The organism is Halopenitus persicus (assembly GCF_900107205.1).
In the GTDB taxonomy this organism is placed as follows: domain Archaea; phylum Halobacteriota; class Halobacteria; order Halobacteriales; family Haloferacaceae; genus Halopenitus; species Halopenitus persicus.
In genome coordinates, this window is record NZ_FNPC01000001.1 from 580161 (window position 1) to 598373 (window position 18213).

Annotated in this window: 16 protein-coding genes; 9 read left to right on the forward strand and 7 right to left on the reverse strand. The window is 69.2% G+C overall.

Annotated elements, in window-relative coordinates; all coding sequences use genetic code 11:
* Positions 1-13: 13 nt before the first annotated feature.
* On the reverse strand, positions 14-1018 hold the full coding sequence (locus BLV25_RS02890; protein ID WP_092730679.1) for a deoxyhypusine synthase: 1005 nt from the start codon (positions 1016-1018) through the stop codon (positions 14-16).
* A 259-nt stretch (positions 1019-1277) separates the two neighbouring features.
* On the opposite strand from BLV25_RS02890, the gene BLV25_RS02895 reads away from it, so the two are divergent.
* From BLV25_RS02895 to BLV25_RS02920, 6 genes are all read left to right on the forward strand, one after another.
* A complete protein-coding gene (locus BLV25_RS02895) occupies positions 1278-1967 on the forward strand; it encodes an SCO family protein (protein WP_021073310.1) in 690 nt (229 codons plus the stop codon).
* Position 1968: 1 nt separating this feature from the next.
* The gene (locus tag BLV25_RS02900; RefSeq protein WP_092730681.1) at positions 1969-2505 is read left to right on the forward strand and encodes a TlpA family protein disulfide reductase; all 537 of its coding nucleotides are present in this window, start codon (positions 1969-1971) and stop codon (positions 2503-2505) included.
* Positions 2506-2516: 11 nt separating this feature from the next.
* Positions 2517-3182: a cytochrome c biogenesis CcdA family protein gene (locus tag BLV25_RS02905; protein ID WP_021073312.1), complete on the forward strand. Its 666-nt coding sequence runs from the start codon at positions 2517-2519 to the stop codon at positions 3180-3182.
* 118 nt (positions 3183-3300) lie between these two features.
* A complete protein-coding gene (locus BLV25_RS02910; protein ID WP_176819421.1) occupies positions 3301-4119 on the forward strand; it encodes a hypothetical protein in 819 nt (272 codons plus the stop codon).
* 109 nt (positions 4120-4228) lie between these two features.
* Entirely contained in the window at positions 4229-5533 is a 1305-nt protein-coding gene (locus tag BLV25_RS02915; RefSeq protein ID WP_092730683.1) for an MFS transporter, read from the forward strand.
* A gap of 112 nt (positions 5534-5645) precedes the next feature.
* Entirely contained in the window at positions 5646-6473 is an 828-nt protein-coding gene (locus tag BLV25_RS02920; protein ID WP_092730685.1) for a type I 3-dehydroquinate dehydratase, read from the forward strand.
* 31 nt (positions 6474-6504) lie between these two features.
* On the opposite strand, the gene BLV25_RS02925 is transcribed toward BLV25_RS02920, so the two are convergent.
* Both BLV25_RS02925 and BLV25_RS02930 read right to left on the reverse strand, forming a co-directional pair.
* Complete coding sequence (locus BLV25_RS02925; RefSeq protein ID WP_092730687.1) at positions 6505-7455, reverse strand: homoserine dehydrogenase; 951 nt, start codon at positions 7453-7455, stop codon at positions 6505-6507.
* On the reverse strand, positions 7452-7985 hold the full coding sequence (locus BLV25_RS02930; RefSeq protein WP_021074900.1) for an amino acid-binding protein: 534 nt from the start codon (positions 7983-7985) through the stop codon (positions 7452-7454). Before BLV25_RS02930 ends, BLV25_RS02925 begins: the two co-directional genes overlap by 4 nt.
* A 241-nt stretch (positions 7986-8226) precedes the next feature.
* Here BLV25_RS02930 and BLV25_RS02935 point away from each other — a divergent pair, with 241 nt between their 5' ends.
* Complete coding sequence (locus tag BLV25_RS02935; RefSeq protein ID WP_092730689.1) at positions 8227-9399, forward strand: MFS transporter; 1173 nt, start codon at positions 8227-8229, stop codon at positions 9397-9399.
* A gap of 579 nt (positions 9400-9978) precedes the next feature.
* On the opposite strand, the gene BLV25_RS02940 is transcribed toward BLV25_RS02935, so the two are convergent.
* Together BLV25_RS02940 and BLV25_RS02945 are read right to left on the reverse strand one after the other, a co-directional pair.
* Entirely contained in the window at positions 9979-11415 is a 1437-nt protein-coding gene (locus tag BLV25_RS02940) for a glycerate kinase type-2 family protein (RefSeq protein ID WP_092730691.1), read from the reverse strand.
* A 164-nt stretch (positions 11416-11579) separates the two neighbouring features.
* Positions 11580-13139: a phosphoenolpyruvate carboxykinase (ATP) gene (locus tag BLV25_RS02945; protein WP_092730693.1), complete on the reverse strand. Its 1560-nt coding sequence runs from the start codon at positions 13137-13139 to the stop codon at positions 11580-11582.
* Between the two features lie 253 nt (positions 13140-13392).
* Between BLV25_RS02945 and rdfA the strand changes: the two genes are divergently transcribed.
* Both rdfA and BLV25_RS02955 read left to right on the forward strand, forming a co-directional pair.
* Positions 13393-13998 (forward strand): rod-determining factor RdfA, encoded by a 606-nt coding sequence (rdfA, locus tag BLV25_RS02950; protein WP_021074896.1) that lies wholly within the window; start codon positions 13393-13395, stop codon positions 13996-13998.
* A gap of 206 nt (positions 13999-14204) precedes the next feature.
* Positions 14205-16151, forward strand: a complete 1947-nt coding sequence (locus BLV25_RS02955) for an archaea-specific SMC-related protein (protein ID WP_021074895.1) — start codon at positions 14205-14207, stop codon at positions 16149-16151.
* Between the two features lie 243 nt (positions 16152-16394).
* On the opposite strand, the gene BLV25_RS02960 is transcribed toward BLV25_RS02955, so the two are convergent.
* Together BLV25_RS02960 and BLV25_RS02965 are read right to left on the reverse strand one after the other, a co-directional pair.
* Positions 16395-17159 carry an enoyl-CoA hydratase/isomerase family protein gene (locus tag BLV25_RS02960; protein ID WP_092730695.1) on the reverse strand — a complete coding sequence of 255 codons (765 nt, stop codon included), beginning with the start codon at positions 17157-17159 and terminating at the stop codon, positions 16395-16397.
* Positions 17160-17236: 77 nt separating this feature from the next.
* Positions 17237-18088, reverse strand: a complete 852-nt coding sequence (locus tag BLV25_RS02965) for a VOC family protein (protein WP_021074893.1) — start codon at positions 18086-18088, stop codon at positions 17237-17239.
* Positions 18089-18213 lie beyond the last annotated feature (125 nt).

An 18213-nucleotide genomic window follows, 5' to 3' on the forward strand; every position in this document is an offset into this window, starting at 1 on the left:
GTTCCGGTTTCCGTCAGGCGAACGCGCCCGCCACCAGCAGCGGGAACACCAGGGTGGCCTCGGCCTCGACCTGCGTGTAGTTCGTCTCGGTTTCGTCCTTGATCTTCCCCCAGGAGACCGCCTCGTTCGGCGGCGCGCCCGACAGGGAGCCGTCGCCCTCCATCCCGGTCGAGATGTAGATCGCGTAGTCGGCGCCCCCGCGGAAGAGGTTCGTCATGATCGCGTGGTGTTTGGGCACCCCGCCGCCGACGGCGATGAGTCCGGTTTTGCCCGCGAGGAGGCCGTCCTCGATGAGCGAGTCGTAGTCGTCGAGGATCTCGATGCCGATCTCGGAGTCGTACCCCTGCCGGTAGTAGTAGAGGAAGTTGCCGACCTCCGCGTCGGTCAGGGCCGGACAGTAGACGGGGACGTCGTTGTCGGCGGCCTGTTTCAACACGGAGTCCTCGTCGTCGAGCGTCTCGCCGACCTCGCGGGCGAAGGCGGTCGGCGTCCGGACCTTTTTCTCGGCGAAGAAGTCGTCGAAGAAGTCGTAGAGGAACTCCTCGAGCCAGACGTACCGGTCGGAGGGGACGTAGATGTTCCCGAGCCGGTTGATGCCCTTCTCGCGGAGTTCGGCCTCGTCGGCGTCCCACTCGCCCATCTTGAAGGGCTTGGCGGTCTTGATGATGTCCTCGGTCAGCGACCCCGAGGTCGTGATGAGCACGTCGACGTAGCCCTCCCGGACGAGGGACGCGACCGTCTCGCGCAACCCCGAGGAGACGATGTTCGAGGTGAAGGTGAGATAGACCGTCGCGTCCTCCGCCTGCATCCGCTCGGCGATGTCGATCGCCTCGGCGAGGTGGGTCGCCTGGAAGCCGGTGGTCGCGTACGTCTCGAGCAGCTCGCCGATGTCGAGGTCCCCGCGGAAGTCCGGCCCGCGCACGTCGGGGGTGGACAGCGCCTCCTCGCTGCCCGGCACGACGTTCTCGCGGGTCTCGTCGTCGGGTGAATCGCCCTCGTGGGCGTCGTCTCCGTCCATACCGGACAGTACGCCCCGACGGGTTTGAATCGATCGGGTTCCGTTCGGCCGCGTCAGGACGGCACACAGTCTCCTCGGGCGGGTCACGCGCGACCCCACGTATGGCTCGCGGGGACCCGACGTCCGGTATGGCTCGTGGGGACCCGACGTCCGGTCCCAACGGCCACGCCCGGTCCCAACGGGACACACGCTCTGACGGGCGTTCGCACGCGCTGACGATCAACGCGGGGCATTTATATATCGGGACGTAACCACGGATATGGATCGGCGTCACTATCTGCGATCGCTTGCGGGCGCGGGCGTCGTCGGGACCGCCGGCTGTCTCGGGTCGGTGCCCGGGTTCGGGAACGAGAACGTCGTGCTCGGCCCGCCCGAGCAGGACCTGAGCGAGGCGGCCCACCCGAGCTACGGCGACGAGCTGCCCGCGGTGACGCTTCCCGACCCGATCGCGGGGGAGGAGGTCTCGACCGCCAGGATCTTCGACGAGCGCGACCGCGCCGTCCTGCTGACGTTCTTTTATACGCACTGTCCGGACGGCGTCTGTCCCGCGCTCATCCAGCGCCTCCGGCGCGCCCAGGAGGTCGCCGCCGAGGAGGGGTACGGCGACGACTCGGCGTTCCTCCCGATCACCTTCGATCCGGAGCGCGACACCGCCGAGGTTCTCCGCGAGTACGCCACCCAGCAGGGCGTGAGCCTGGAGGCCGGCAACTGGCATTTCCTCCGCCCCGAGACCTACGAGGCCGGGCAGACGCTGCTTGAGGAGAAGTTCGGACTCGTCATCGAGAAGGCGCCCGCCGACGACTACGAGAACCTCGAGTATCAGTTCCCTCACTACGGGCTCATCCTCCTGGCGAACAAGCGGGGATACGTCGAGCGAGCCTATCCGAACGGTCCCACGGTGGACATCGAGACGGTCGTGAACGACTTCGAGCGGGTGGTGACCGCGTAGGATGCGCCGCCGCCAGGTCATCGCCGGGGTCGCAAGCACGGCCGCGCTCGGCGGGGCCGGTCTGCTGGCGACCGGGAACGTCCCGTCGGTGCTCGGGGGATCCGATACGGAGCCCGTCGACCCGGTCACGCTGCCGACGATCGACGCCCCGGGGAGCACGGCCGGCGAGGTGACGATCCCGGCGCCGGACCGGCCGACGTTCGTCGACTTCTTCGCGACCTGGTGTGCCCCCTGCGAGGAGCAGATGCCGATCCTGGCGGACGTGCGGCCGCAGGTCGACGACCGCGTTCGGTTCGTCTCCGTCACCCCCGAGGACGCAAGCCAGGACGCCGTCAGGAGGACCATCGCCGACTGGTGGCGCGAGCACGACGGCGACTGGCTCGTCGCGAGCGACGTGACCGCGGCGCTCACCTCGAAGCTGAACGTCGGGGCCTATCCCACGGCGGTCGCGATCGACGAGACGGGCCGCGTCCGCTGGTCCGACTCGGGCGTCCACACCGCCGACGAACTGCTCGCGGGCATCGAGACGGCCTTATAAGTGATCACGGGATGACCGACGCCACGCTCGCGACGAACCTTCCGTTCGCGATCACCGCCGGCGTGGCGACGTTCTTCTCGCCGTGCGCGTATCCCCTGTTGCCCGGCTACGTCGGGTTCTACGTCAACCAGGCCGACGCCGATTCGGTCTCGATCGCGGGCGCCGGAACCCGGGGGATCGCGGCCGGGATCGGCGTGCTGGCCACGTTCACGGTCCTGGCGGGCGCGACGGTCCGGATCGGCCACTCGACGATCTCGAACCTCACGGTCTTCGAGTCCCTGGTCGGCGGACTCCTCGTCGTCTTCGGACTGCTGGTCGCCAGCGGACGCGCTCCCTCCATCTCGATCCCGCTGCCGAAACGCCGGTCGAGCGTGCTCGGGTTCGGACTCTTCGGCGCCGGCTACGCGCTGGCCGGGGCGGGCTGCGTCGCCCCGATCTTCCTCGGCGTCGTCGCGCGGGCGATCGCGCTCCCGACCGACGTCGCCGTGCTCCTGCTCGGCGTGTACGCCGGGGTCGTCGCGGTCCTGCTGGTCGCGACCACCGTCGCCACCGGGATGGGCCTGCTCACGAACGCCGGCCGCCTGATGGCCTACTCCGGCTGGCTGAAGCGGCTCGCGGGCGTCGTGATGGTGGTCGCCGGCGTCGGGCAACTCTACCTGTCGCTCGTGGTGTACTGACGCCCCCGTCGGCGGCGACCTCCTGGGCGCGGCGTTCCGAGTGCGAGGCGCGGCGTTCCGAGTGCGGGACGTTCGGACGGCAACGGCTATTTATATATACCAGTCCCCACGCCGACGTATGCGACGCGCCGTCCTCGCGCTCTCGCTTGCCCTCCTCGTCGTGCTGGCCGGCTGTACCGCCCTCCCGTTCGGCGACGACCGCCCGCCGAGCGACGACCGTGCCCTCGAGACGCTCGACCGAACGGCCGCGGCAGCATCCGACGTCGAGACCTACCGCTTCGAGGCCCGGATGCGCGCCTCGGCGACCGCCGACGACCGGGAGCGGACGGCCACCGCGGAGGGGTCCGGGGCCGTCAACGTCTCGGCTGAACGACTGCGCGCCACGACACGGGTCGATGACGGTGACGGGCCACTCGCCGCCGGCGGTGAAAACGAGGCCACGATCGAGACGTACGTCGACGGGAACACGTCCTACCGACAGTGTCGCCCGCCGTGGAGCGGCTGGGCCGTCGAGTCGGTCCCGGAGTCGGACCGCTGGCGGGACGCCACGCCGCTGTCGAACCACCTGACGCTCCTCGAGCGGTCCCGGGTGTACTGGCGCGGAGATCGCACCGTCGACGGGAACCGAACCGTGCTGATCGAGGCGTATCCCACCCGGGAGACGATCCAGTCGCTCGCGGAACGCCGGCAAACCGCCGGTGAAACGGGGCTCGCGGACGCGTCGCTGGAGAACGCCACCGCACGGCTCTGGGTCGATCCGGAGACGGACCTGCCGGTCAGGTCCCGGCTTCGGCTGGAGATCGCCCGAGGTGACGCGACCGCGACCGCCACCCTCACCACGACCTACCGGGGGTACGGCGAGCCGGTCTCCGTGACGATTCCGCCCGCGGCCACCGTCGAGGAGAACCAGTACGAACTCGGCTGTCCCGGAGACTGACCGTCCCGAGGACTGACCGGCCCGCGGTGCCGTGCCGACGGCCCCGCCTTCCGGAACCGATCGCCCGAACCGGAGGATATACCCAGGCCGGCGGCGGACTCCCGGATCCATGACCGTCCGTGACCGAGCGAGCGATCTCCGCGGGGTTGCGACGGAACTGTGGGGCGGCGGGCGCGGGCCGATCCTGGTTGCGGTCGCGGGCGGGTGGTTCCTCTCGATCGGCGTCCGGATGGTCTATCCCGCGATCCTCCCGCAGCTTCGGGGAGATTTCGGCTTCGATCTCACCACCGCGGGGCTGCTCGTCACCGCGCTGTGGATCGCGTACGCGATCGGCCAGCTTCCCGGCGGCATCCTCGACGACCGGTTCGGCGGCCGGCGCGTCCTCGTGGCGAGCACCGCTGTCTCGGCGACGGCGCTCGCGCTCGTGGTCACGGCGGGATCCACCGTGGTGTTGTTCGCGGCGACGATCCTGTTCGGCCTCACGACCGCCCTCTACGGCGTCACGCGATTTACGATCCTCTCGAACAACTACGCCGACCGGGCGGGGACGGCCATCGGCGCGACGATGGCCGCCGGGGACCTCGGAAACGCCCTGTTGCCGCCGCTGGGCGGCGCCCTCGCCGTCGCGATCGCCTGGGAGGCCGGACTCGGCTTCGCGATTCCGGCGTTCCTGGCGGCCGCGGTCGGGATCTTTCTCGTGATCCCGTCCGACGGACGAGGCGAGTCCGCGGACGGAGGATCCGCGGACGAACGGAGAACGCCCGCGGACGAACGGTCCGCCGACGATGACGGGGAGGCCGGGACGGAATCGGCCCCCGGGATCGTGAGCACCGCCCGGACGCTCGCCGGGGTCATCCGGCGGCCGTCGGTGCTCGTGGTGACCGTGGCCCAGCTGCTCGGCTACTGCGTCTGGCAGGGGTTGACGGCCTTCTACCCGACGTACCTCGTCGAGATCAAGGGGATTCCACAGACGACCGCGACCGCACTGTTCGGCCTGTTTTTCGCGCTCGGCATCGTCTCGAAGCTGGCCGCCGGGTCGGCCTACGACGCCTACGGGATCCGTCGCTCGCTCCCGGTCGCGCTCGGGTTCGGAGCGGTCGGGATCGGAATGCTGGCGCTCGTGGAGGGGACCCTCGCGGTCGCGGGCGCCACCGTGGTCGCCAGCGGAATGCTCGGCTACGCGACGATCACGCTGACGGAGCTGACGGCCGCATTCCCGGAGACGGTCCAGGGGACCGGGCTGGGGCTGCTTCGCACCGGATACATGGGCATCGGCGCGGGCGCCCCGACCGTGATCGGCGTGCTCGCCGACGCGGACCACTTCACCGAGGCGATCCTGCTGTTGGCGCTCGTCGCCGGCGTCGCCGCACTGTTCGCGCTCCGGATCCCCGGCGGAACCGGCGACGCGTCGTGATCGGGCCTCCGTTGCGAGAGGCGGCAACGAGCCATCGACCGACGAGTCAGCCGTCCGACCGCGGTCGGGCGATGCTCAACATTTATGGTCGGGAGCGGGCAACCTGCGAGATATGACGATCGACGAGTTCGCCCTCGCGGCCACGACCGACGACCTGTCGCGGGAGGCGGACGCGCGGGACGCGGCCGACCTCATCGAGTTCCGGATGGACGTGGCCGCGGACCCGATCGACCAGCTGGCGGCCTACGAGGGCGAGCTGCCGATCGTCGCGACCAACCGCAACCGGTGGTTCGGCGGAAACGCGCCCGACCCCGGCCGGCTCGACGCGCTCTTTTCGGCGTCCCGGTTCGACGACGTCGTCCTCGTCGACGTGGAGCTCGAGACCGCCCGGGCCAAGGAGTGGATCGTCGACGACCTCCGGGACAACGGCGTCGACGTCATCGTCTCCCACCACGACTTCGAGTCGACGCCCGGCCGGGACGTCCTGGCGGCGATCGTCGAGGAGTGTGCCGACTACGGCGACGTCGCGAAGGTCGCGACGTTCCCGACCGACCTCGCGGACACCCTCACGGTGTTGGACGTGGTCCGGGCGGCCACGGCCGCAGGCCACGACGTCGCGGGCATCGCGATGGGCGAACTCGGGAGCCACGTCCGGGTGATCGGTCACGTCTACGGCTCCAAACTGGGATACGCTCCGCTCGTCGACGACGACGGGGAGTACGCTCCGGGCCAGATCCCGCTGCGCGAGCTCGCGTCGCTCGTGGAATCGACCCGCGTCGAGGGGAACTCGCTCGAGCGGTTCGGCGACCTGGAGCCGTTCGACGGACTGGAGCGGTTCGACGAACGCGAGAACGACGGATGCGAGAACGACGGGCGCGAGACGCTCGACGAACGCGAGAACGACGGCGGCGCGGCGCCCGACCCGACCCGAACCGAGTGACTGCGGCTCGGCGGCCGGTTCGATCCGCCGATCAGCTTCGGTCGAGCCGGCCGACGTCGGCGAGGATCGCGCTCGCGGTCTCGGGACCGCCGGCGCCGAGCCCGGAGACGTTCAGCTGGCCGGCGTGCTCGGTCTCGAACTGCACCGTGTTGTAGGTCCCCGTCGGCGCGAGCGCCGCGTTCTCGGGCACGAGCCGCGGCCCGACGCGGACCTCGCCCTCGCGGACCTCCACGATCAGCCGGACCGTTCGGCCGTCCTCCCGGGCGAGCTCGAGCACGCTGCCGGGAATGTCGACGATCCCGTCGACCTCGGCGTCGTCGAGCGTGTACTCCCGGTCCTCCGAGAGCACGTTCGCCAGGATGACGCCCTTGAGTGCGGTGTCGGTCCCCTCGACGTCGAAGGAGGGGTCGGTCTCGGCGACGCCCAGGTCCTGGGCCTCCGCGAGGACGTGTTCGTAATCGAGCCCCTCCGCGGCCATCCGCGAGAGCACGAAGTTGACCGTCCCGTTCAGCACGCCCCGCACGGCGGTGATGTGGTCGGCTCCGACGTCGGCGATCGTCGAGAGCACCGGCATCGCCCCGCCGACGGTGGCCTCGAAGAGGACGCGTCCCTCGCTGTCGGCCTCCAGCTCGCGAACGTCGCCGTACCGCTCGGCGACCGGGCCCTTGTTGGCCAACACGACGTGGCGATCGCGGGTCAGGGCCGCCTCCACGTGGGTCATCCCCGGCTCGGCGTCGCCGAGCGTGACCGGCGTCGCCTCGACGAGGACGTCGTAGGGACCCGAGAGGGCGTCCTCGAGGTCGGCGTCGCCCACGATCCCGTCCGTCCGCTTGCGGTCGAGCACCGCGTCGACGTCGAGTCCCTCGGCGTCGACGGCCGCGCTCCGCGAGTCCGCGAAGGCGGTCACGTCGTGGCCGTACTCCCCGGCCAGCTCGACGACCGACGATCCGACCGCGCCGGCGCCGATGACGGCGATCCTCATCGGTCCCCCTCCGTCGTGAGCGGTTCGATGAGACGCAGGTCCTTCTCGGCGGCGACCTCGCGAACGCCCTCGAGCACCGAGCCGGTCGCGCCCGACTCGGCCGCGATCTGCAGGCGCGCGCTGGAGGTGTCCGCCGTCCCCTCGGGGGCCGACAGCGAGACGTCGGTCACCGTGGCGTTCGCCGACGCCTGGATCCGCTCGAGCGTGTCCGAGAGGTCGGTCTCGATCACGTGTCCGGAGAGCACGATCGTCAGCGCCTCGCTGTAGCGCTCGGTGCCCGCCTGCACCACGTTGATGTCCGCCTCGTGGAGGGCGTCGACGATCTTCTCGAAGCGGTCGGGGGTCGCCTCGATGTCGACCTCGACCGGAATGTGTCCGCGCGGGGTGACGTTGCCGCGCTCGTGGAAGATCGACAGGAGGTTGCCGCCGTTGTCGGCGATCGGGTGCAGCGACCGGAGAAGTTCGCCCGGCTCGTCGACCAGCTCGAGCCGGAGCGTGTACGCCCGGATGTCGTTCTGGGAGTCACTCATCGGCCAACCACCGTCCGTTCGCGAAGGCGTTCATTACCGGGACCCAGTCGCGGGACTCGTATAAGTATTGAGTTTCCGGGGAAGAGCCGTGTCGCGGCAAGTCGCCATGTCTCGCCGGATCCCCCCGTCCGGCGATCCCCTGGGGGTGTTCCAGAGGATCCGGAGAGGGTCTGGAGGTCCGGAAGGAGTTTGGAGGTCCGGAACGGTTTACTGCGGGGCTCGTGGATCCCTCGTCGTAACGATGCGATGGCAGTCCCGCGACGCGGTGCTTGCCGTCTGCACGCTCGCGCTGTTCGTCACGGTGTTCGGCCGGCTGGCGATCAGTCCCGTCGTCCCGGAGATCTCCGAGACCTTCGAAGTCTCGAACGGCCGGATCGGGCTCGCCCTGTCGGGGATGTGGCTGGCGTACGCGCTCACGCAGTTCCCCAGCGGGGTGCTCGCGGACCGGTACGGCGACCGGCCCGTCATCCTCCTCTCGATCGGCGGGACCGCGGCCGCCACGCTGGCGATCGTCGCCGCGCCGGCCTTCGGCGTCTTCCTGCTCGGGACGGTCCTTCTCGGGGCGCTCGCGGGGCTGCACTACTCGGTCGCGACCACGCTCATCACGCGGCTCTACGACGACATCGGGACCGCGATCGGGATCCACAACGGCGGCGCACCGCTGGCCGGGCTGGTCGCGCCGGTCGTCGTCGCGTGGGCCGTCGTCCGGTACGGCTGGCGGGTCGCCGTCGGCCTCACCGTCCTCGTGGCGGTCCCGACGCTGCTGCTGGCCATACGGGGGATACGAACACGCGAGCCGCGGACGCCGGATCGGCCGATGCGCGACGTGTTCGCGATCGGACCGATCCGTCGACTCCTCTCGCGCCCGCCCGTCCTCTTCACCGGCGCCATCGCGGTCCTCACGGAGTTCACCTGGCAGTCGCTGGCGTCGTTCCTCCCGACGTTTCTCGTCCGGTATCACGGTCATTCGACGACGCTTGCCGGGACGCTCTTCGGCGTCTACTTTCTCACGCAGGGGATCCTCCAGATCGGCGTGGGCCGGCTCGCCGACCGGTTCGGTCGCGACCCCGCGATCGGGGGCTGTATGGCCGCCGGCATCGCCGGCATCGCGCTGCTGATCGCCGCGACCGGCCTCCCGGCGATCGTCGTCGGCTGCCTCCTCCTCGGGCTCGGGATGAGCTGGGGCGCCGCGGTCTTTCCCCGGTTCATCGACCGACTGACGCCCGCGGAGCGGAGCTTCGGCTTCGGGCTCTTTCGGACGACCTACATGACGATCGCGGCGAGCGGGTCGGTCGTGGTGGGCGTACTCGCGGACCTGTTCGGCTGGGGCGTCTCCGTGGGGAGCCTCGCCGGGCTGCTGGCGGTCGTCGGCCTTCTCCTCGCCGGCAACGCGGCGCTCGGGTCCGGATACTGAACGGGCAGGTCGAGTCCGGCGGGGACGGGGGATACGGCAGCAAAGCCGATGGTTCCGGTGAGCGACGGGTTGCGGCGGGCCTCGATCGCGGATCGAGCCTACCACAGATATGATTAATAAATGATAGAATAGAATGAATATATTTTAAACTATATAAATGACTGGGCGGTCAGATCGTCGTCGAGCACCTCGGAAACGCCGATCACCGACGAAGCCTCATTCGGGCAAGCGAGCCATAACCACGGGTGAATGCCGCCCTTTCGGACGTTTTCGGGACCCCTCGAGCGTTGGCTGAAAACCACGATCTCGACCCCAAACGAGGGAGGGAAAACACGGAAACCGGAAGTATACAGCACGATTCCGGCCGCAGATGACGTATCCATCACGCGTGATGAGTTCGGACGCCGGATGCCGGTTCGCGAGTCGCTCCCGAGCCGGACGGGACGGTATCCGAAGACATAACTACCCATCCCATCAATTATATAGTATATAAATATATTATATATTTGTGGCGATCGACTCACTGGGAGATCACGAGGAAGGCGGGAAAACGACCGCCGAGCGGACGCGGTCGTTCCGTCACTCCGGCACGATCACGACCCGAAGGTCGTTGACGTTCGTCCCCGTCGGTCCGGAGACGAGCAGCGCGTCCCGCCGATCGAGGAACGGGAACGCGTCGTTCTCCGCCAGCCGTGCTCGAGCCTCCTGAAGGACGTCGTTCCTCCCGGAGGCCGCCCGATCGTCGGCCGGGGCCGCCTCGTCACCGGTCGCGGTCGTCCCGTCGTCGGTCGAAGATGGTTCATCGGCCGGAACCGTCCGTTCGGTGACGATCGCACCCGCCGCGTCGGTCGGGCCGTCGATCCCGTCCGTGTCGACCGCTGCGACCGTCGCCCGGTCCGACAGTTCGATCGCGGCGCTCAACGCGAACTCCTGGTTCGGACCGCCCGTTCCGTCGCCGGCGATCGTGACCGTCGTCTCCCCGCCCGAGACGACCGCGGCCGGCGGGTCCAGCGGCGCGCCGGAGCGGCGGATCTCCTCGGCGATCGCGACCTGGGTCTTCGCGGCCTCCCGGGCCTCGCCGCGGACCGACGCGGAGAGCAACAGCGTCTCGAACCCGGCCGCCTCGCAGGTCTCCACGGCGGCGGCACACGCGGTCCGGTTGGTGGCGAGGACGTGGGTCGATACCCCCTCGACCGCCGGGTCGGCCGCGGTCGGCGTCTCGGGTCGGTTCCCGCCGATCCCGGCCTGGAGCAGTCGCCGGACCGAGTCGGGGGCATCGACGTCGTACTCCGAGAGGACCGCGAGCGCGTCGCGGTACGTGGTCGGGTCGCCCGCGAGCGGACCGCTGGCGACCACCGCCGGGTCGTCGTCGGTCACGTCGCTTATCAGGAGTCCGAGAACGGGCGCGGGCGCGATCTCGCGCGCGAGCCGGCCGCCCTTGATCGCCGAGACGTGCTTCCGGACCGCGTTGATCCGCTCGATCGGCGCGCCGCTCGCGAGGAGGGCGTCGGTCAGGGACGCCAGTTCGTCGGTCGTGATCTCGTCCGCCGGGGCGGTCAACAGCGCGCTGCCGCCGCCGGTGATCGGCGCCAGCACGAGCGTCCCCTCGTCGGCATCGCGCGCCCGCCGGAGGAGGCGGCGCGTCCCCGCGACGTTGGCGTCGGTCGGAACCGGATGGGTTCCCTCGAGGACCTCGACCGGTCCCGCCGGGACCGGATCGTCGGTGACGACCACCCCGCCGTCGAGCCGGGTCCCGAGTCGATCGGCAAGCGCCCGTGCGAGTCGCCCGGCGGCGTTGCCGCCGCCCAGCACGATGACCTCGTCGTAGGCGTTCAGATCGTACCGCTCCTCGCCGATCCGGAGCGAACCGCTCGTGGGGTCGGAACCCGAGCCCGAAACCGAGATCCGCTCGTCGACGACCGTCTCGGGGCGGGCGGCGTCGATGCCGGCCGCGATCGCCTCGAGCGCCGTCCGCCCGGCGCGTGACTCGCCGGCCGCCGGCATCGGGTCGAACATACCGCTGCGTCGCCGCGTCGCGTGAAAAGCGTTGTTCCGGGCCGCCGGCTGGCGGCGAAAGAGCGGGTCGACGAACGATGGCGGCGAAACCGTGAGGCGACGAACGATGGCGGCAAAGACGCGGGAGTGTGGATGACGGTGAGCCGTCAACGACCGTCAACGACTCAGTACAGCGCGTCGGCGATCGAGTCGTCGAGGTCCTCGAACCGCTCGAGGTGCGCCTCCCGCTCCCGTCGGAGCTCGGCGAGCCGTTCCTCGTGGTTCTCGAGGTTGCTCGCGACGTCGAACCGGCTCACGTCCATCCCGGGCACCGCCGCGGGCACCGTGAGATCCGTCGCCTCGTCGGCCGTCCACTCGACGGTACCGCGGGCGATGGACCGCAGCAGCGTGATCGTGTCCTCGACGCCGACGTCGACGTCGCCCACGCTGCCGGTGTTGAGCACGTAACAGTCGACGTCGAGGTCGGCGATGAGGTCGCGGAACCGGTTGCCCTCCTCGCCCTCCGATCCGACGATGAAGGGGTTGGTCCCGACGACGCGGATCGACTCGCCGGCCGCGGTCGGGTCGCCGGCGCTCGTCTGGATCGACTCGCCGAGCATGAACGCGACCGCCGCCTCCTCCGGGGTGAGCTTCGCGACCGGCGGCATCGCGGGGTTGCGCGTGATGAAGAAGACCTGGTCGACCGTCTCGAGGTCGATGTCGTCGCCGGCCGAGGACAGCTCCTCGCGCTGGATGATGGCGCGGCCGTTCGTCGTGTATCGGTCGCTGTCGAAGTCGACCGTCCCGTCCTCGGCGACGTCGACGTTCTCGAGCACCGCGCTCTCGTCGGTGGTCGCGTCGTACATCGCGGGCTCGGTCTCCGGATCGAGCCCGTGTGTCTTCACGAACAGGCCCTGTCCCTCGCTGCCCGCCACGGAGCCGTCGGGCAGCAGGGCACAGACGTCGTCCTGGAGCATCGTCGCGTCCTCGGGCTCGTCGAGCCAGAGCCCGTGGGCCGTCAGCGTCGACTTGCCGGTCCCCGACAGGCCCAAGAAGAGCTGGCCGACCGTCTCGAGCCCCTCGGCCGCGTCGGCGTCGATCGCCTCGCCGACGTCGTCGGTGGGTGACTCGACGTCCTCCTTCAGCAGCCGAACGCGCTTGCTGCCGGCGTGGAGCCCGAGCCCGCCCTGCCGTTTCGCGTAGTACATGAACAGCCGAAGGAAGGACTTCTTCGCCTCGCCGGTGTAGTCGCTGCCGACGACCGCGGTGAAGCCGGCCTCGGGCAGGATTCGGACGGCGACCTCGTCCCAGTCGGGGATCTGCACGGTGTAGAAGTCGGGCTCGCGGTCGCCGTCGACGGGCTCGAACAGCTTCGCGACCGCGAGCGCGATGCGCCCGTATGCCTTCGGGACGTAGTACCGACAGACGTAGGTGTTGTTCGGATGTCGGCCCACCTGACGGTCGAGACAGACCATCTCGGCGTCCGCCGCGAACTCGACGACGTCCGCGACGAGCTCCTCGTCGTCGGCGTCGAACTCGTGGTCGACCGCGTTGATCGTCGCGTCGGCGTTCCGCGAGCGTTCCCGGCTGACGTACGAGGGCGACCCGAACTCCGTGGTCGTCTCGAGGTCGCGCGAGAACGATCGCAGTCGTTCCAGCGACGGGTTGTGGATGACGTTCTCGGCGGTCTCCGGGTCCGGGAGCGCCGAGGATGGGTGCCGAGCCGCCATCAGTGGCTTGGACATCGTGTATGAACACGGAGCAGCAAGGCTGATAAATCTGTATGGATCCCCGTCGTGTCCCGATCGGTATCGATCCACACGGGAGCGTGCGGCACGTACCGAGCCGGATCGTGGCCTGCCGGATCGGGGAGGAATGAAGTGATCGTTATCCGTCTATTTGAAGAAAGTATAATATTTACTACTGTAAATAATAAAATGATTAATCGATCGGATTTACACCGATATATTTGTAATCCTCCGTCCCGAACGTGACGGTATGAGCGAGACATCGCGGCCGAACACGAAGGTCGCACGCGTGATCGACAAGTACGACCTCGCCGGCAAGGGCGCACAGCTGGAGGACGACTGGACGGGCGCGACGGGAGACCGGACGAGTCTCCGGGACCTGGCCGACGAGTTCAACCGGTCGGTGCTCGAGGCCGCACTCCGGCAGGCGGGCGAAGCGGTCGCCGAGACGGACATCGACAGCGCCTATCGAACGCTCACGGGAGACGACGTCCCGCGAGCTGACGAGATGCGCAAGCGACGCGAGCTCGAAAGCTCGGGCGTGGACGTCGACGACGTCCTCTCGGATTTCGTCACCCATCAGGCCATTTATACGTACCTGACCGAGTATCGGGAGGCCGAGCTTCCCGACCGGTCCGAGAACCTGCTGGAGCGCAAGACGGAGACGCTCGAACGGCTGCAGGGGCGAACGACCGCCGTCACCGAGTCCACCATCGAGACGCTCGTCTCCGGCGACCAGCTCACCGACCGGGAGTACGAGGTGTTCGTCGACGTGCGGGTCGTCTGCAGCGAGTGCGGGACCGACTACACCGCGAGCGAACTCCTTCGGCGTGGCGGCTGCGACTGCGAGACGTAGTGCGACTGCGAGGCGTAGTGCGACTGCGAGGCGTAGTGCGACTGCGACTGCGAGCGCGAGCCCGCAGGTATGCGAGTTCGCGATCCGATGCGAGACGTCGTCGACCGCGTGTGGCCGGCACGCGCCGACGGGCTCGAGCTGCTTCGAGGCCGGCATACCGCTCCGAGAGGTGAACAGTTATCAATGAGGCGCTCGTTACGCCACCAATGAGTAGTCAGGATACACCCGCGCGGGAGGTCCGCGTGGCAGCCGAGAACATCGGGGGGATCGACTCGGACGAGCTGACGATTGCACCGGGCGTCACCGTGTTGAGCGGACGGAACGCGACGAACAGAACGTCGTTCCTCCAGGCGATCATGGCCGGCCTCGGCAGCGAGCGCTCCTCGCTGAAGGGCGACGCCGACGAGGGGTTCGTCGAGCTAGAGATCGGCGACGAGACGTACACGCGAACGCTGACCCGACACGGCGACCAGGTGTCCTACGGCGGCGACCCGTACCTCGACGACCCGCAGCTGGCGGACCTGTTCGCGTTCCTGCTCGAGAACAACGAGGCGCGCCGCGCCGTCGAGCGCGGCGACGACCTCCGGGACCTCATCATGCGGCCGGTCGACACCGCCGACATCGAGTCGGAGATCACGGAGCTCGAGCGCGAGAAGCAGCGCATCGACTCGCAGATCGAGGAGTACGAGCGCCTCCAGAGCGAGCTCCCGTCGCTCGAGACGGAACGCCACGAGATCGAAACGGAGCTCGAGGAGGCGCGCGCGGAGCGCGAGGAGCTCCAGACGGCCATCGAGGAGGCGGACGTCAGCCTCGAGGAGAGCCGGTCCCAGAAGCGCGAGATCGAGGAGGCGTTCGACAGGCTCCGCGAGGCCCGCTCCGAGCTTGAGGACCTCGAGTTCGAGCTGGAGGCCGAGCGGACGACCCTCGAGGACCTGACCGACGAGCGCGACGAGCTCGAGGAGCGGCTCGCGGAGGCCGAGGCGGCCGACGAGGACCCCCAGCGGCTCGCCGGGCGCATCGAGGAGCTCCGAAACCGCCAGCGCGCGTTGAACGAGACGCTCAGCCAGCTCGGCAGCGTCATCAGCTTCAACGAGGAGATGCTGGAGGGCGACGGCCTCGACCTCGAGGAGGCGGACGTCGCGGGCGACGGCGGCACCGGCGAGCTGACCGACCAGCTCGTCGCCGCGGAGGACAGAACGGTCTGTTGGACCTGCGGGTCCGAGGTCGACGCCGACCGGATCGAGGCGACCGTCGACCGGCTCCGCGAGCTCCGGACCGAGAAGCTCAGCGAGCGCAACGAGCTTCAGGAACGGATCAACGACCTCACCTCCGAGAAGTCGGAGATCGAACGGAAGGAGCGCGAGCTCGACCGTACCCGACGCCGCCTCGACGACGTCGAGGCCGAGATCGAGACCACCGAGGAGCGCATCGCCGACCTCGAGGAGCGCATCGCCGACCAGGAGGAGCGCGTCGAGGAGCTCGAGGCGGAAACCGAGACCGTGGGCGGCGAGTACGACGAGGTCCTCGAGCTCCACCGTGAGGCGAACGAGCTCGACCTCCGCATCGACCGGCTGGAGTCCGATCTGGCGGACATCGACGCCCAGATCGAGGAGCGCGAAAGCGCCGAGGAGCAGCACGAGTCGCTCCAGGAGCGGCGCGAGGAGATCGCCGACGAGCTCACCGAGCTCCGGACGCGCGTCGACCGGATCGAGGAGGAGTCGGTCGAATCGTTCAACGACCACATGGCCTCCGTGCTCGAGGTCCTCGAGTACGACAACATCGAGCGCATCTGGATCGAGCGGAAGACGCGGAACGTCCGCGAGGGGCGCCAAAAGGTGACGAAAAGCACCTTCGACCTCCAGATCGTTCGCGTGGCCGACGACGGGACCACCTACCGCGACACGATCGACCACCTCTCCGAAAGCGAGCGGGAGGTCATCGGCCTCGTGTTCGCGCTCGCCGGCTACCTCGTCCACGAGGTCTACGAGGAGCTGCCGGTGATGCTGCTGGACTCCCTCGAGGCGATCGACGCCGACCGGATCGCCCGCGTGGTCGACTACTTCGAGGAGTTCGCCGACTACCTCGTCGTCGCGCTGCTGCCCGAGGACGCCGACGCCGTGATCGACGCCGGCACGTCCGTCGCGGAGTTCTGACGTCGTGGCGTCGGAAGCCGGCGTCGCAGAGCCGGCGTCTCGAAACCGTGGCGTCGCGGCGTCGCGGCGTTCCGAATCGGCGGTCTGACGACCGTCGATCCCGCGTCACGGGAGCCCGTCGAGCGGCACGTGACCAGACATATAAACTTTCGATCAGTTATTTATATTTGATATGAGAGCGTCGTCAAACGTCGGTTCACGGAGCCGATCGCGGACGCGGGTGGTCGAGGGGGATCGCCTCGGTCAGGAGAAGTCGGGGTCGCGTCCCTCGAGGAACGCCGACACGCCCTCCTCGTGGTCCGGGGTTCCGTAGGCCAACGACTGGGTCAACAGCTCCTGATCGAGCGCCTCCCGCCAGTAGGTTCCCAGGTTCTCGTGCATCGCGCGCTTGGCGAGCCCGATCGTCTCGGAGGGGCGCTTCCCGAGGGTCTCGAGCAGGTCGTCGACGGTCGCGTCCAGCTCGTCCGCCGGAACGGCCTCGTTGATCAGACCCAGCTCGGCCGCCTCCGCGGCGTCGAAGAAGTCGGCGGTGAACGCGAGCCGCTTGGCCGCCCGGAGCCCGACGAGCTTCGGGAGCAGGAACGTGCCGCCGGTGTCGGGCACGAGCCCGACGCGCACGAACGCGCAGCCGAAGGTGGCGTCGGCGGCCGCGTACGCGAAGTCGCTGACGGCGGTGACCGCCAGCCCGGCGCCGACGGCGTCCCCGTTCACCTTCGCGACGATCGGGACCGGACTCGTCATCGCGGCCTCGACGACGCGCCCGAGCGTGTCCTGGACGCGCTCGAAGGACTCGGCCGCCGTCTCCTCGCGGGCGGCCATCGCCTCGACGTCGCCGCCCGCGCTGAACGCGTCGCCCTCACCCGTGAGCACGATCGCGTCGTGGTCGGCCGTCGACGTCCCGTCGATCGCCGACGCGAGGTCCCGTGCAGCCTGTTCGGTGAACGCGTTCTTCGAATCCGGCCGGTCGAAGGTGACCGTCCGAACCCCGTCGTCGTCGGTAATACGCATATCCGATCCCTCGGATCGCCGGGTGAAAAGCGTTCGCAGACGCGACCGGTTCACTCGCCTCACGTTTCCGCCTCGCCTCACGTTCCCGCTTCCGCCGCGTGACCGACCAGTCCCAGGTATCGTCGACCGACTGGGTCGGTGAGCGGCAACCAGTCGACGCGTCTTCCGGCCATCGATCCGGTCTCGAGGTCGTCGAACCGGTCCGTCACGCCGGGGTCGCTCCCGAGGAGGTACGCGACCGGAAGCGGTCCGAACGTCGCGAGGCGCTCGGCGAGCCAGCCGTCGTCCCGCGGGCTGGCCAGCGCGACCGGCGCGTCCTCGAAGACGGCGACGTCGGCGTGAAGCTGCTCGACGGAGCCACGAACCGGCGCGTCGAGATCGAGGCCGGTCCGCAGCCGGTCGACGGCAGCAGCGAGGTCGCTGACGCCGACGATCACGACGTCGACTCCCGACACCGGGGCCGACGCCAGGTCGCCGGTCGGCCGGACACGACGGTTCCGCGGCGTGCGATCGCTGATGAGAAACGGGAGCAGCGATCCCGGGTCGCCGTCGCCGAGGAACGTGAGGTCCCACTCCACGAGCACGCCGTCCTCGCGGCGGCGCTCGTACGCCGCGGGGCCATCGACGGCGATCCCGCGGTCGCGAACCGTCGACGTTGCGGCCGCGATGTCGTCGACGCCGACCGCCCACGCACACGGGCCGCCGTTGCGGCGGATCGGTTCGTCCCACCACGGCGACTCGAGTCCCGGTTCCACCGTCGAAACGAGTTCGAGGTAGCTCCCGTCGCGGAACCCGACGATCGACATCTCGGTGACGCCGTTGGAGTGCGTCCCGCCGTACTCGGCCGGAAGCCCGGCCGCGGTGAACGCCGCCGTGAGCTGCTCGAGGTCCCGTCCCGCGATCGTCACGTGGTCGATCCGGAGGTCCATACCGGGTTGCCTCCGCGGGCGGACAAATTCGTTTCGGGGCCATCGAGCCACGACCTCGCGGTTATCGGACCACAACCCCGAGGTCATCGAGTCACAACTCCGAGGTCATCGGACCACAACCCCGA

Coding starts and splice junctions, on each gene's coding strand:
- BLV25_RS02890 (WP_092730679.1), bottom strand. CDS start 1,018: ATGGACGGAGACGACGCCCACGAGGGCGATTCACCCGACGACGAGACC.
- BLV25_RS02895 (WP_021073310.1), top strand. CDS start 1,278: ATGGATCGGCGTCACTATCTGCGATCGCTTGCGGGCGCGGGCGTCGTC.
- BLV25_RS02900 (WP_092730681.1), top strand. CDS start 1,969: ATGCGCCGCCGCCAGGTCATCGCCGGGGTCGCAAGCACGGCCGCGCTC.
- BLV25_RS02905 (WP_021073312.1), top strand. CDS start 2,517: ATGACCGACGCCACGCTCGCGACGAACCTTCCGTTCGCGATCACCGCC.
- BLV25_RS02910 (WP_176819421.1), top strand. CDS start 3,301: ATGCGACGCGCCGTCCTCGCGCTCTCGCTTGCCCTCCTCGTCGTGCTG.
- BLV25_RS02915 (WP_092730683.1), top strand. CDS start 4,229: ATGACCGTCCGTGACCGAGCGAGCGATCTCCGCGGGGTTGCGACGGAA.
- BLV25_RS02920 (WP_092730685.1), top strand. CDS start 5,646: ATGACGATCGACGAGTTCGCCCTCGCGGCCACGACCGACGACCTGTCG.
- BLV25_RS02925 (WP_092730687.1), bottom strand. CDS start 7,455: ATGAGGATCGCCGTCATCGGCGCCGGCGCGGTCGGATCGTCGGTCGTC.
- BLV25_RS02930 (WP_021074900.1), bottom strand. CDS start 7,985: ATGAGTGACTCCCAGAACGACATCCGGGCGTACACGCTCCGGCTCGAG.
- BLV25_RS02935 (WP_092730689.1), top strand. CDS start 8,227: ATGCGATGGCAGTCCCGCGACGCGGTGCTTGCCGTCTGCACGCTCGCG.
- BLV25_RS02940 (WP_092730691.1), bottom strand. CDS start 11,415: ATGTTCGACCCGATGCCGGCGGCCGGCGAGTCACGCGCCGGGCGGACG.
- BLV25_RS02945 (WP_092730693.1), bottom strand. CDS start 13,139: ATGTCCAAGCCACTGATGGCGGCTCGGCACCCATCCTCGGCGCTCCCG.
- rdfA (WP_021074896.1), top strand. CDS start 13,393: ATGAGCGAGACATCGCGGCCGAACACGAAGGTCGCACGCGTGATCGAC.
- BLV25_RS02955 (WP_021074895.1), top strand. CDS start 14,205: ATGAGTAGTCAGGATACACCCGCGCGGGAGGTCCGCGTGGCAGCCGAG.
- BLV25_RS02960 (WP_092730695.1), bottom strand. CDS start 17,159: ATGCGTATTACCGACGACGACGGGGTTCGGACGGTCACCTTCGACCGG.
- BLV25_RS02965 (WP_021074893.1), bottom strand. CDS start 18,088: ATGGACCTCCGGATCGACCACGTGACGATCGCGGGACGGGACCTCGAG.